General features: G+C 72.4%; 9 protein-coding genes, 1 tRNA gene and 1 riboswitch. Of the genes, 6 read left to right on the top strand and 4 right to left on the bottom strand.

The window, feature by feature from the left end:
- The first annotated feature begins 83 nt into the window (after window positions 1–83).
- From ACIREE_RS17700 to ACIREE_RS17680, 5 genes are all read left to right on the top strand, one after another.
- Entirely contained in the window at window positions 84–1,310 is a 1,227-nt protein-coding gene (locus ACIREE_RS17700) for an alginate lyase family protein (protein ID WP_404152386.1), read from the top strand.
- A gap of 71 nt (window positions 1,311–1,381) precedes the next feature.
- Window positions 1,382–1,455 (top strand) — tRNA-Met (locus tag ACIREE_RS17695).
- Window positions 1,456–1,623: 168 nt separating this feature from the next.
- The gene (locus tag ACIREE_RS17690; RefSeq protein WP_404152383.1) at window positions 1,624–2,724 is read left to right on the top strand and encodes a PP2C family protein-serine/threonine phosphatase; all 1,101 of its coding nucleotides are present in this window, start codon (window positions 1,624–1,626) and stop codon (window positions 2,722–2,724) included.
- A gap of 244 nt (window positions 2,725–2,968) precedes the next feature.
- A riboswitch (cyclic di-AMP (ydaO/yuaA leader) is annotated at window positions 2,969–3,126 on the top strand.
- Between the two features lie 11 nt (window positions 3,127–3,137).
- Window positions 3,138–4,178: a M23 family metallopeptidase gene (locus ACIREE_RS17685; RefSeq protein WP_404152381.1), complete on the top strand. Its 1,041-nt coding sequence runs from the start codon at window positions 3,138–3,140 to the stop codon at window positions 4,176–4,178.
- A 93-nt stretch (window positions 4,179–4,271) separates the two neighbouring features.
- Entirely contained in the window at window positions 4,272–5,228 is a 957-nt protein-coding gene (locus ACIREE_RS17680; protein ID WP_404152379.1) for an aldo/keto reductase, read from the top strand.
- 15 nt (window positions 5,229–5,243) lie between these two features.
- Here the strand turns inward: ACIREE_RS17680 and ACIREE_RS17675 are convergent, their stop codons facing one another.
- The 4 genes from ACIREE_RS17675 to ACIREE_RS17660 form a co-directional block, all read right to left on the bottom strand.
- Window positions 5,244–6,548, bottom strand: a complete 1,305-nt coding sequence (locus ACIREE_RS17675; protein WP_404152377.1) for a PrsW family intramembrane metalloprotease — start codon at window positions 6,546–6,548, stop codon at window positions 5,244–5,246.
- Window positions 6,549–6,604: 56 nt separating this feature from the next.
- On the bottom strand, window positions 6,605–7,378 hold the full coding sequence (gene trmB / locus ACIREE_RS17670; protein ID WP_404152375.1) for a tRNA (guanosine(46)-N7)-methyltransferase TrmB: 774 nt from the start codon (window positions 7,376–7,378) through the stop codon (window positions 6,605–6,607).
- 71 nt (window positions 7,379–7,449) lie between these two features.
- A complete protein-coding gene (gene lhgO, locus ACIREE_RS17665; RefSeq protein ID WP_404152372.1) occupies window positions 7,450–8,658 on the bottom strand; it encodes an L-2-hydroxyglutarate oxidase in 1,209 nt (402 codons plus the stop codon).
- A 117-nt stretch (window positions 8,659–8,775) separates the two neighbouring features.
- Complete coding sequence (locus ACIREE_RS17660; protein WP_404152369.1) at window positions 8,776–10,197, bottom strand: MFS transporter; 1,422 nt, start codon at window positions 10,195–10,197, stop codon at window positions 8,776–8,778.
- A 607-nt stretch (window positions 10,198–10,804) separates the two neighbouring features.
- Between ACIREE_RS17660 and ACIREE_RS17655 the strand changes: the two genes are divergently transcribed.
- Window positions 10,805–12,901: an asparagine synthase-related protein gene (locus ACIREE_RS17655; RefSeq protein ID WP_404152367.1), complete on the top strand. Its 2,097-nt coding sequence runs from the start codon at window positions 10,805–10,807 to the stop codon at window positions 12,899–12,901.
- Window positions 12,902–13,493: the final 592 nt, after the last annotated feature.

The raw sequence follows: 13,493 nt of genomic DNA, 5'->3' as shown, positions 1-13,493 counted from the left end.
CAACAGATCCTGCGCCGCCGGCCCGCACGGGTCACGCTGCCAGTGACCGAACCGGAGGTACCGGAGGCATGGCGAGGTATGGCATGGCAGCGGGCAGGCGGGCGCGCAACGTATCGCTGGGGTTCCTCGTCCCGGCTCTGATGGGCGCCGTCGCGGCGTGCGGCTCGTCGGCCGGCACCGCCGCGGACGTCGCGGCACACCCCGACACCCGCCCCGCCGGCCACGCCTTCGCGCACCCCGGCGTGCTGGTCGGCACGGCGCAGCTGACGGCCGTCCGCGACCACGTCGCCCGTAAGGAAGAGCCGTGGCTGTCGGCGTACAAGGAGATGAGCACGAGCAAGTACGCCGCCCTCGACTACAAGGCGAAGCCGTACGCCGTCGTTCGGTGCCCGCCCGACACCCGGCCGGGCCAGGGCTGCGTGGAGGAGCGCGAGGACGCCATCGCCGCCTACACCCAGGCGCTGCTCTGGAACATCACCCGTGACAAGGCCCACGCCGTCAAGGCCGTGCAGATCCTGGACGCCTGGGCGGGCACGGTGAAGCGGCACACCGAGGGCAACGCCGGGCTGCAGACCGCCTGGGCCGCCACGTCGTGGGCGAAGGCCGCCGAGCTGATGCAGTACACGTACGACGGCTGGCCCGACGGCCAGGAGCTGAAGTTCCAGCGGATGCTGCGCGACGCCTACCTGCCCGGGGTGCGCGGCGGTTCCGCCGACTTCAACGGCAACTGGGACCTGGTCATGGCCGACGCCACCATGAGCGTGGCGGTCCACTTGAACGACCGGGCCGCCTTCGACCAGGCCGTGCAGCACTTCAGGACCCGCGTCCCCGCGTACTTCTACCTCTCCTCCGACGGGCCGCTGCCGGTGCGGCCCGCGGGCAGTGACATCGACACCCCGCAGAAGCTACAGACGTACTGGTTCGGGCAGAAGACGTTCAAGGACGGGCTCGCCCAGGAAACCTGCCGCAACTTCAAGCACGCCAGTTACTCGCTCGCCGCGACCTCCCACATCGCCGAGACCGCCTGGCACCAGGGCCTCGACCTGTACGGAGAGGTGAAGGACCGGCTCGCGGCGGCGCTGGAGTTCCACTCCAAGTACCAGCTCGGCGCCACCGCCCCGGCCTGGCTGTGCGGTGGCAAGGTGCAGCGGGACATGGGGCCCGACACCGAAGTGGCGCTCAGCCATCTCCGGGGACGCCTCGGGATGGAGCTTCCGGAGACCGAGAAACTCACCCGGCAGCAGCGGCCCGAGGGCACGGACGATTTGTTCGTGGCATGGGAAACGCTCACGCACGCGCAGGCCGCATAGCGGCCGCCGCCGTGGCCGCGGGGAGCGATTGGCTTTCACCGTCCCGGATGGCGTAGTGTTGCATTCATCGCCGCGGGGTGGAGCAGCTCGGTAGCTCGCTGGGCTCATAACCCAGAGGTCGCAGGTTCAAATCCTGTCCCCGCTACTGAAGGCAGAGGCCGGAATCTTTCGAGATTCCGGCCTCTGCCTGTTTGCGGGCCTCGGTGGCTTTACGGGATTGACCCGGACGGAGCAGTAATGCTCGCCCCCGGCCCGCCTTCCGGGAACCCTTGGTGAGACGCCGGGTATCGGCCGCGGACGTGGCGGGAGACAAGTGGTGGGGCAGCGAGGAGGGCGGCACGGACTCGGGGCGGATTCCGTCGCCACGCGTGCCTTTCTCCGCGTGCTGCCCCTGCTGCTGATCGTCGGCGGTGCGGTCTACGAGTACTGCACGCCGTCCGGGTTCGCAGGGTCTCCCCTGTTCAGCGCGGCGCCCCTGGTCGTCGCCCCGTTCTTCTCGCTGGGCAGCACGATCATGGCCGGGGCCGTCTCGATCGGCGCCATCGTCGCCGTACACCTCAGATACTCGTTCCACTCCGACGTCTACACCGAGATGGCCACCGTGGCCACGGTGTGCGTCCTGGCCTGCTTCATCAACCGGATCGTGCGCCGCGGCGACGAGCAACTCGCCTCGGCGTGGCAGATCGCGGAGGCGGCCCAGCTCGCGGTGTTGCCGGAGCCGGCCGGGCGGATCGGCGGCCTGGCCATCGCGGCCCGGTACGAGGCGGCGCAGGCCGACGCGTTCATCGGCGGCGACCTGTACGCGGTGCAGGACACTCCGCACGGCGTGCGGCTCGTGGTCGGGGACGTACGCGGGAAGGGCATGGGTGCGGTCGCCGCCGTGGCCGTCGTCATCGGCGCGTTCCGTGAGGCCGCCGAGCAGGAGGGCAGCCTGGAGGCGGTCGCCCAGCGCCTGGAGCGGGCGCTGGCCCGGGAGGGCGGCCGGCGCCGCGGCATCGACGACTTCGAGGGCTTCACCACCGCGGTGCTCGCCGAGATCCCGCACGGCGGCGACGTCCTGCGCATCCTGAACCGCGGGCATCCCGAGCCGATCGTGGTGCTCGGCGACGGCACGGTCCAGGTGATCGAGCCCGCCGAGGCGGCGCTGCCGCTCGGCCTGGGCGAGCTCGGCTCCTGGCCGGACCGGGCCACCGAGGCCGGCTTCCCGCCCGCGGCGACGCTGCTGCTCTTCACCGACGGGCTCTCCGAGGCGCGGAACGCGAGGGGCGTCTTCTACGACCCCGCGGCCCGGCTCGCCGGCCGCGTCTTCCCTGGGCCGGGGGAGCTTCTCGCGACGCTGGCCGAAGAGGTACGCCTGCACACCGGGGGCGGCGCCAGTGACGACATGGCGCTGCTCGCCGTACGGCGTCCTTGATCGATGTCACGAGGGGTGACCGCACGACACCACTGCGCATAACAATTGACACTACGTCAGAAACTGACGGGTTTGGGATGCGCCGGAACCGGCGGTCAACTCGCCCGATTGCGCCCGCTCGTGCCCCGTTAAGTCCAGGCCGTGAACGTGAACGATCAATGGGAACGGCTTGGAATTACTGTCGGCTGTCTATTAACGTTCGATAACGCAGCGCGGTCGTCCCAGCCGTCACTAGCGACGGCTCCGTGCGCACACGCTTAATCCCGAAAGGGAGCCGGGGAACCACCAACTTGGGGTGAATCAGGCATCGTTCCGTCGCTTTTCGGGCGCCGGACGTGCTCGTAGGAGACCTTCCTGCTCCGAACCCGTCAGCTAACCCGGTAGGCGAGAAGGAAGGAAAGGAGAGCGCCCCCGTGGCGTCGAACCGCCCTGCCCCCGAGTTCTCCGGATTCTCCGCCGACCCCGCCGATGGCGGGTTCGGTGTCGAGCAGGAGACCTGGGAGGAGTGGAATCCCACCGAGGAGTCCGTCCGTCCCGTCCGCGGCAAACACCGCGTAGCCCGGCAGCGCGGCGGCCTCGCGCGCAGCTCCACGGTCCTCGGTGTCGGCGTGATCGCCGCCGTCGGCGCGGGCGGCATCGCCAGCGCGCAGGGCGGCAAGCCCGCCGTCCACATCTCCATGCCCGACCTCTCGGCGGTCAAGGACTCGCTGCCCGAGGCGAAGTCGCTGCCCGGCGTGGGTGCGCTCATATCCGACGGCTCCGACTCCTCGTCCGGCGCCGCCTCGGCCACCCCGCTCACCACGGTGGGCAACGGGCAGTCGGACGCGGGCGAGACGCTGCGCGCCCGCATCATGCAGCAGGCCGAGACCCAGCAGAACGCCGCCGACGCCACGGCGCAGGCCGCGGTTCAGAAGGCCGCCGCCGAGCAGGCCGCCGAGGAAGCGTCGGCGAAGCAGGAGAAGGCCGAGGCCAAGGCCGCCGCCGACAAGAAGAAGGCGGCGGAGGAGGCCAAGAAGAAGGCCGAGGCCGAGCGCCTCGCCAAGCTGGCCAAGAGCTTCAAGCTCCCCGTCGCCTCGTACACCATCACCGGCACCTTCGGGCAGCCCGGATCCATGTGGTCCTCCGGCTACCACACGGGCCTCGACTTCGCGGCTTCCACGGGTACGCCGATCTACGCCGTCCACAGCGGCACCGTCACCGAGGCCGGCTGGGCGGGCGCGTACGGCTACCGCACGATCATCACCCTCGACGACGGCACCGAGCTGTGGTTCTGCCACCAGTCCTCGCTCAACGTCAGCGCCGGACAGAAGGTCTCCACCGGCGACGTCATCGGCCGCGTCGGCGCCACCGGCAATGTCACCGGGCCCCACCTCCACCTGGAGGTCCACCCCGGCGGGGACGCCACCGGCATCGACCCGGCGGTGTGGCTGCGCGGCAAGGGCCTCACTCCCTGAGCCCTGTCCGCCCCTGCGGAACACGGGTACGGAACACGGGTACGGAACACCGTGTCCGGAATACCAGGTTCCGTAGGGGCGTTGAAGTCGGGCATGACTTCTTCTCCCGCACTGCGCAAGCTCGGCTCCTCCGACCTGGAGGTCTTCCCGCTCTCCCTCGGCGGGAACGTGTTCGGCTGGACCGCCGACGAGGCCGCCTCCTTCGCGGTGCTCGACGCCTACACCGCCGGGGGCGGCAACTTCATCGACACGGCGGACTCGTACTCGGCCTGGATCGAGGGGAACAAGGGCGGTGAGTCGGAGACCGTCATCGGCAAGTGGGTCAAGGCCCGCGGCAACCGCGACGACGTCGTCATCGCCACCAAGGTCGCCCGCCACCCCGACTTCAAGGGCCTGCGCGGCGCCAACATCAAGGCCGCAGCCGACGCCTCCCTCACGCGCCTGGGCACCGATTACATCGACCTGTACTACACGCACTTCGACGACGACGAGACGATCCCCGTCGAGGAGATCATCGGCGCGCTCGACGAGCTCGTGAAGGCGGGCAAGGTGCGCAACATCGCCGCGTCGAACATCTCGCCCGAGCGCCTCCAGGAGTCCCTCGACTTCTCCGACCGCGAGGGCCTCGCCCGGTACGTCGCGATCCAGCCCCACTACAACCTCGTCTCACGCGACACGTACGAGGGCGCCCGGCAGGACATCGCCTCCCGCGCCGGGCTCGCCGCCGTCCCGTACTACGCGCTGGCCGCCGGCTTCCTGACCGGCAAGTACCGGCCCGGCGTCACGGTCGACAGCGCGCGGGCCGGAGGCGCGGCCAAGCACCTGGAGACCGAGCGCGGCCGACAGGTGCTGACCGCCCTCGACGAGATCGCGGGGGCCCGCGGCGCCGAGATCGCCACGGTCGCCCTGGCCTGGCTCGCCGCGCAGCCCACCGTGGCGGCGCCGATCGCGTCCGCGCGCACGGTCGAGCAGCTGCCCGCGCTGCTCGCGGTCGCGGACCTGGAGCTCACGGACGCGGAGCTCGGCCGCCTCACGACGGCCTCCGCCTGACGTCTTGGAAGGGCCTCAGTAGCGGTACGGGTTGTACGCGGGTCCCTGCGGCATCGGTCCCGCGTACACCGGCGGCCGCCACATCGGGGCCGCGACCTGGGAGGCGTAGGCGAGCGCGGACCGCGCGTAGCCGCGCCGCTCCCACAGCGCGTCGAGCAACTCCCGCTCCCGTACGACGAAATCGGCGCCGGCCCGGCCCTTGTGGCCGCGGCGCCTGAGCAGCGCGAGCGACGTCGCGTACCGCTCGTACTCGGCGACCGCCGTCTCCGCCTCCTTGCCTCCGTAGTACGCGGCGTACTCCCGGGCCAGGCGGCGGGCCTTGAGCGAGCCGAGGGCGAACGGCTCGGGCGGCGCGAGCCAGCCCGCGGCGACATAGGCGGGCAGTTCATCTCTCACTGTGCGCAGCTCGCGGTGGCGTACGTACACCGCGAGCCAGGTGACGAGGCCGAACACCGGCACCATGAACGCCGCGTACACCGCGAAGAACCCGTACTCGCCGAAGGACGACGAGCCGTTCCAGAACGCGTGCATGCCCATCGCGGCGAGCAGCCCGGCGAGCGGCAGGAGCACGCGGCGGACCCGGCCGCGGTCGGGCGCCATGACCGCGGCGATCCCGAAACCGATGCCGGTGAGCACCGTGAACAGCGGGTGCGCGAACGGCGACATCACGATGCGCACGAAGAACGTCGCCGCCGTCACCGAGGTCAGGCCGGGGCCCGTGCCGGTCAGCTGGTCGGTGCCGAACGCGTTGCCCAGATACAGGATGTTCTCGGTGAACGCGAAGCCGGTCGCGGTGACCCCGGCGATCACCACGCCGTCGACGATGCCGGTGAAGTCCCGTCTGCGGAACAGGAAGACGAGCAGCACGGCCGCGGCCTTCGCGGACTCCTCCACGACGGGGGCTATGACGGTGGCGCCGAGAGTGTCGGCGCCGGTCGGGTCGGCGGTGGCGGTCTCGATCCAGCGGGTCGCGAAACTGTTCGCGACGATCGCTATCAGGGCCGCCGCGCAGGCGCCCCAGGCGAAGGCGAAGAGCAGGTTCCGCCAGGGCCCGGGCCGCACCCGGTCCAGCCAGCGGAACGCGGATATCAGCAGCGGCACGGGCAGCACGGCCAGGCCGAGCCCGACCAGGAAACCCTCCGTGCCGGTCTGCTCCCGCACCAGCGCCGCGATGACCGCGCCGGACAGCGCGAGCAGCGTGGCGAGACCAGCGGCCCGCACACCTTTCCGTTCCCACCAGCGGGGATGCGGAACCGCGCCGGCCGGCCGGGTGCCGGGGGCGGGGTCCTGGTGAGGCGGGCAGCCGGGATACGAAGCCACTCGTTGACCCTAACGAGGGATGCGGCGGGCCGCGACGGGGCCCAGGTCCCTTCTCGCTACCGGCGGCGGAACAGCAGGTCGTGCACCACGTGCCCCTTGTCCAGACCCTGGCCCTCGAAGCGGGTCAGCGGGCGGAACGCGGGACGTGGCGCGAAGCCCCCGTCGGGCCGGGTGTTCTCGTAGTCGGGGTGGGCGGTGAGCACCTCGAGCATCTGCTCCGCGTACTCCTCCCAGTCCGTCGCGCAGTGCACCAGCGCTCCGGGCCTGAGCGGCCCGGCCACCTGGTCCAGGAACTCCGGCTGGATCAGCCGGCGCTTGTGGTGCCGCGCCTTCGGCCACGGGTCGGGGAAGTAGACGCGCAGCCCGTCGAGGCTGTCGTCGGGCAGCATCGCGCGCAGCAGGATGATCGCGTCGCCGTTGGCCACCCGTACGTTCGTCATGCCGCCGCGCTCGGCCAGGTTCAGCAGATTGCCCTGGCCCGGTGTGTGGACGTCGACCGCGAGGATGCCCGTCGACGGGTCATCGGCCGCCATCTGCGCCGTGGCCTCGCCCATGCCGAAGCCGATCTCCAGGACGACCCGGTCGAGGCCGGGGAAGAGCTCGGCGAGATCGAGGACGCGCTGCCCGTCGATGTCCAGGCCCCACCGGGACCACAGCCGCTGCAACGCGTCGGCCTGCGTGAGGCTGACCCTGCTGCGGCGCGGCTGGAAGCTGCGGATACGCCGCTCGAAGTGCGATCCGGCCGGGTCGGGCCGCGGCCCGTCGGGGAAGCGCGGCTCGTTCGGGCGCACGGGCGGGGCGGGGGGCTTGGGCGATTCGGACTCAGACACAGTGGGGGCGATTTTACGGGTTCGCGGCACGGCCGGGGTGCGGGGCGCCGCGCCGGGGGCTCGGACAGGTCCTAGACCGGGCCGAGCGCGTCGAGAGCCCGGCGGGCCACCTCCCTGCCGATGGGCAGGGCGGCCGTCGCCGCGGGGGACGGCGCGTTCAGCACATGGACCGTGCGGGCGCCCTCCCGGATCAGGAAGTCGTCGACCAGCGTCCCGTCCCGCAGCACCGCCTGCGCCCGCACCCCTGCGGGCGCCGCGATCAGGTCGTCCGGCGTGACCGCGGGCACCAGCCGGCGCACCGCGTCGGTGAACGCGCGCTTCGACGCGGAACGCAGCAGCTCCCCGGCCCCGTACCGCCAATGGCGCCGCGCGACCTGCCACGAGCCGGGCCAGGCCAGCGTCCCCGCCAGCTCCCGGGGCCGCACGACGCCCCAGTCGTACCCCTCCCTGGCGAGCGCGGGCACCGCGTTCGGCCCGACGTGGACGCTGCCTTCGATGCCGCGCGTCAGATGCACGCCGAGGAAGGGGAACGCCGGATCCGGCACCGGGTACACGAGCCCGCGCACCAGCTCGGGTCTGGCCAGGTCGAAGTACTCGCCGCGGAACGGCACGATGCGCATCCCCGGGCCGTCCCCGGCGAGCCGGGCGACCTGGTCGCAGCGCAGCCCCGCGCAGTTGACGAGGACCTTGCCGCGGACGACGTCCCCGGCGGCGGTCCGGGCGGCGACCCCCAGCGCGGGCCGCCGGTCGATCTGTACGACGTCCGCCCCGTACCGGATGTCGGCGCCGGACGCCTCCGCGAGGTGCTCGGCGACCGCGCGGTAGTCGGCGATGCCGGTGCTCGCCACGTGGATGGCGGCCAGGCCCCGCACCTCGGGCTCGTACTCCTGGATCTGCGCGGGACCGAGCTCACGCACCGCGATCCCGTTCTCCCTGCCGCGCTGGGCGAGCGCGTGCAGGCGGGGCAGCTCGTCCCGGTCCGTGGCGACGATCAGCTTTCCGGTGACCGCGTGCGCGATCCCGTACTCCACGCAGAACTTGACCATCTCGGCGGCGCCGCGCGCCGCGAACCGCGCCTTGAGCGAGCCGGGCCGGTAATAGACCCCGCTGTGGATCACCCCGCTGTTGCGCCCCGTCTGGTGCCTGGCCGGGCCCGATTCCTTCTCCAGGACGACGACGCGCGTGCCCGGTGCGGCGCGCGAGACGGCATACGCGGTGGCGAGCCCGACGATCCCGCCGCCGACCACCAGCACATCCCCGTCGTACGCAGCCGTCCTCACCGGACCTCACCTCCTGCCCTGCATCTTGCCCGACGCCACTGACAATCCATGCGGGACAAGGGGCACGGCCCGAGGTCGGCCCTCCGGATCAGGCCGGTGCCGTCCGTGTCGTCCGGATCAGGCCGGTGCCATCAGGAGCGGCCGGGCCCGCTCCCGCAACTCGACCACCTGCGGCTCGTCGCCGTACGGCTCCAGGCGGTGCAGCAGGTCCTTCACGTACTCCGTGGTCCGCGCGGACGAGATGCGTCCCGCGACCTCCAGGGCGCGGGTCCCCTGCTCGCACGCGGCGTCCAGGTTCCCCGACTCCAGCTCGGCCACCGCCGACACCACGAGGCGTAAGCCGTGCGAGCGCTGGAACTCCTCGGTGGGCCGCGACAGCGCCTGCTCCGTGAACCTGCGCACCTGCCGGGGCGCCTTCAGGTCCCGGTAGCACTCGGCGGCGTCCGCGGCGAACCGGTCGTAGGAGTAGAAGCCCAGCCAAGAAGGATCGCTGTCGCCGTCCCGGGACCGCTCCAGCCAGCCCTCGGCGGCCCGCAGCGCGGCTCCCGCCGCCTGCGCGTCACCGGCGCGCGCGTGGGCGCGTGCCTCGACGAGCCGGAAGAAGCTCATGGTGCGCGCGGTCGCGAGGCCCCGATTGCGCTCCACGGCGGCCTGCGCGAGGTCGACGCCCTCGTCCCCGAACCCGCGGTAGGTGGCCTGCAGCGACATGGAGGCGAGTACGTAACCGCCCAGCGGCACGTCCGCGGCCGCCCGTGCAAGGCGCAGCGCCTGGATGTAGTACCGCTGCGCCGCCTCCTGCTGCCCGGTGTCGAACGCCATCCACCCGGCGAGCCGTGTCAGTTCGGCCGAGGCGCCGAACAAGGAACGCCCCACATCGTCCGAGTACGCGCCGAGCAGCAGCGGTGCCGCCTCGACCCGCAGGCACTCGGGCACCATCGACGAACGCCAGTCGCCGCCCCCGTACTTGGAGTCCCAGCGCCTCGCGTCCTCCGCGGCCTCCCGCAGTTTCAGTACGTCGCTGTGGCCGACCTTCTGGGGTGAGCCCTCCTCGGTGGTGTGCGCCTCGCGGGCGACCGAAGAGTCGGCCGGTGTTATCAGCCACCGCGAGGCGGGCGTCGCGTACGCGCTCACCGCGAAAGAACCGGCCAGGGACTGCCAGATACCGCCACTGCCCGCCCGGCGCCCGGCGAGGTCGAGCCGGTACAGCTCCGTCGCGGCTTTCACCGCCGCCCGTACGTCGCGCGGAAAGGCGAGGCCCACCTCGGGCGCGGGGTCCGCGTCGGCCAGACCGATCTCGTGCAGCGGCACGGGCCTGCCGAGTTTCTGCCCGATGGCGGCCGCGATGAGGTGCGGGGCGGCGCCCTGCGGCACCATGCCCTTCGACACCCACCGCGCCACCGATGTCTTGTCGTAGCGAAGGGTCAACCCGCGCTGCGCGCCAAGGTCGTTGACACGACGCGCCAGCCCCGCGTTACTGATTCCCGCGAGGGCGAGGACGGCGCCGAGTTTCTCGTTCGGTCCGCGTAGCTCCCTGGACATGCGCCACCCCTCGACCACAGACGGCTGCCGCGCCGGCACCTCGCAGGCCATGGCGGCCTGGCATAACCGCGCGGCATTCGTACACCCAGCGTAGTTCGCCGGATCCCAAGCGTTAAGTGGCGTAGTTCCGGATGGCGAGATTGTTGTCCGCGTGGAAATACGGCGCAGGCCACGCCCTGTGACCGTGTGCTCCTGGTGTGGTGCCGTGCGCCCGTGCGTGCGCTCTTACTCGGGCATGGGGGTGGCGCTTGCATGGAACCTGCGTGGGTCGGCCCGCTGTACTGGATCCAGTGGGCTGGGGGACACCGCCGCCTACATCCCCGCGGGCGGCGGACCGGTCCGGGAGGCGAAGTGCGCCTCCCGGACTGTGCGTTGCGCGCTGTGGCCGAAGCGGGGTGTTCAGCTCCGGCCAACAGCAGCCGATTTGGCCGAATCCCGACCCTGTCGTCCTACGTTGCCGTGGTGGTGCCACGGTTCAACTACGGCTCGAAAGGGGCGCATTAAGGGGAGCGTACGACGAGTTCCGCTCCCCACTTGGCCCCTCTTCGGCGCCTCCTTCGTGGCAGCATGGGGAACCCTTGGTTGTCCACAGCTTGTGGAGGCGGCGATGCGGTGGTTGGTGGGATGGAGCAGTACCACCGCCGGACCTGTTTCCTTCGAGTCCGCGGGCGCCATGGGAGCGAACGGCGAAACGGTACATCCGGTCGGCTCCCACCTCCTGTGGGGTGATCCCGACCCGCTCTGGGCGGTCGGCGACTGGCGTCCCGACGAGGTGCGCATCGTCAAGGTCGACGACCACACGCGGATCGCGGTCCTCGGCGTGTGCGGCGCCTCCGACGAACAACTGCGCGTCGGACTCTTCGCCGCGCGCGGCGGCGCCCTGCGCCACCTCACCAACTGGCCGGGCAGCTACACGGCCGTCGTTCAGGTGGGCCGCCGCGTCATGGTGATCGGTGACCTGGCCGGCGCCCGCCCGGTCTTCTACACCCCCTGGGCGGGCGGCACGGCCTACGCCACCGCCGCCCTCCCCCTCGCGGACCTCATCGAGGCCGGCCTCGACGTGGGCCATCTCGCCGCGCTGCTCGCCACCCCCGACGTCCCGGAGGCGCTGCACGACTCGACGCCGTACCAGGGCGTCCGGCGCATCCCGCCAGGACACGCGCTGATCCTGCGGGCCGGCGCCCGCGAGATCGCCGGGTACGAGGCCGTGGCGTCCCTCGCGGTGGGTGCGGGCCCCGTCGACCCCGTCAGCGCCGTGGACGGCGTACGGGACGCCCTCGTGGACGCCGTACGGACCCGGCTCGCCGCGCCCCGGCACATGCCAGGCACCGACCTGGACCCCGGACCCGTGCCCGGCATGGGCCCCGCCGAGCGGCGCGCCGCCCGCGGCATGCCCGTGCCCGGCATCGGCGCGGACCTCTCGGGCGGCCCCGCGTCCGGCACCCTCGCCCTCCTCGCGGCCGGCCTGCCCGGCCTGCCCGGCACGGTCCTGGGCCACGGCACGGGAGCGGGCGAGCGCCTGCTGGCGGTGACCTTCAACGACATCTCCACGACAACGACCAACCACGAAGCGGAACTCGAACGGGCGGGGGCGATCGCGGCGAACCCACGCCTGCACCACGTCGTAGTAGCGGCAGGTGAAGAAGCGCTGCCCTACGCCGACTTGGACGGCCCGCTCACCGACGAGCCGAGCCCCACCCTCGTCACGGCGGCGCGGCACCGCGCACGCCTCACCTCCGGAAGCGCCGACCACTTCACGGGCTACGGGGCACGCCAGGTCCTGGACGCACACCCGGCCCGGCTCACCGACCTCCTGATGGACCGCCGTCGCCGCCACATGGTGCGCCCGGTAGCGGCGCTCACGAAGGCGGACGGTTCGTTCACGGTGCCCGCGCGCGTGTACGGCGCGGCCCGCAAGCTGGCGCGTACGCCCTACAAGGCGGGCATGGAGACGTTGGCGGACCGGCTCCTGCAGCGCAGCTTCGACGAGCCGGGCGGCGCCGTCGGAGCGTCCCTCGCCGCGCTCACGTGGGCGAGACCGGGCCCGGCCGCGCGTTGGCTGACCGGCGAGGCCCTCCGAGAAGTATCGGTTCGCCTTCAACTGGGAACGACCCGCCCGGGTCCGGGCCCCGGCCAACGGCCCGGTGAATTCAGAGCCCGCGCCGCCCTGGCCCGGCACGCGGCGGACCTCCGCATCCTCGAACAGGCCGCGGAGATCCGCTTCCAGCGCCTGCACGCCCCGTTCCTCGACAACCAGGTGGTCCGCGCCTGCCGCGCCCTTCCCGAGACCCTGCGCGTCCAGCCGGGTGCCCGCGCGACGATCCTGCGTACGGTCCTGGAGGGCGCGGGCGTCGCCGACCTGCCGCCCGGCTGGGGGGCCACCTCCCACGCGTCCTCGGCCGCGGCGGCCCGCACCGGTCTGCGAGTGGCGGCGGACAATCTGATCGCCCTCTTCGATACGCCGCTGCTCGCGCAGACGGGCCTGGTCGAGGCCCGCGTCGTCCGCAAGGCGCTGCGCGCGGCGGCCGACGGTGAGCCCCTGCCCCTGGACGGCCTCGCGGACCTGGTCGCCCTGGAACTGTGGCTGCGCCGCCTGCTGTCGCGCCGCGGCACCTGCTGGACGGGCACGCCCGCCCGCGCGCGTGCGGTCCCCACGGGCAGCGTGGTCCCAGAAAGAGCCCTCGGAGCGGGTCCGCTCCGCTAGGTCGCCGATTTTTGCGCGGGCCTGCTTTCGGGGTGCGCCGGGGCGGGGTGCCGTATCGGTGTTTTCGCGGGGGCGCGCTTACGTGGTGCCCCGGCGCTGGGACCATCGTCTCGGCGTTTCCGGGAGGGCCTCTTTGCATGGCGTACCCGGGGCTGGGGTGCCGCCTTGCCCACCCTGCCGCCCTGGGGGTCCCCCCGGACGGAGTCTGGGGGAGGCAGATTGCCCAAGGCGGGCGGGGCGGCGCGGTAGCGGCGGCAGCCGGCGGGCAGCAGGGCCGCCCGACGGCGGCGCACCCGGGTCGTCGCTGGGGCGACAGCCGACGGCGCCGCACCCGAAATGCCAGACGTTCCACCGGTCGGCACTCGAAATGCCAGACGTTCCACCGGTCGGCACACGCATCGCGACGGGAGGGGACGTGTCGGGGTGCCCCCGCAGGACGCCGCGGGAACTCAGCGCCGGATGACCGCCCATGGCGCAAACACGCGTGGAGACCAATCCGGCCGAGGAGGTACCCCGACACGGCCCCGCCCCACCCACGTACAGAATGCGCAACGGCGCCCGGCGGGAAAATCCACCCCCGCCCCCCACCGAA

Origin of the sequence: Streptomyces sp. NPDC102467, from assembly GCF_044765445.1 — a bacterium.
Taxonomy (GTDB): Bacteria; Actinomycetota; Actinomycetes; order Streptomycetales; family Streptomycetaceae; genus Streptomyces.
Note: the sequence above shows the minus strand (reverse complement) of the source record. Positions and strands in the feature narration are given on the sequence as shown.

Excerpts from the sequence above, each read along its gene's own strand:
- ACIREE_RS17655 (WP_404152367.1), top strand. The coding sequence starts at position 10,805 with ATGCGGTGGTTGGTGGGATGGAGCAGTACCACCGCCGGACCTGTTTCC.
- ACIREE_RS17660 (WP_404152369.1), bottom strand. The coding sequence starts at position 10,197 with ATGTCCAGGGAGCTACGCGGACCGAACGAGAAACTCGGCGCCGTCCTC.
- ACIREE_RS17680 (WP_404152379.1), top strand. The coding sequence starts at position 4,272 with ATGACTTCTTCTCCCGCACTGCGCAAGCTCGGCTCCTCCGACCTGGAG.
- ACIREE_RS17700 (WP_404152386.1), top strand. The coding sequence starts at position 84 with ATGGCAGCGGGCAGGCGGGCGCGCAACGTATCGCTGGGGTTCCTCGTC.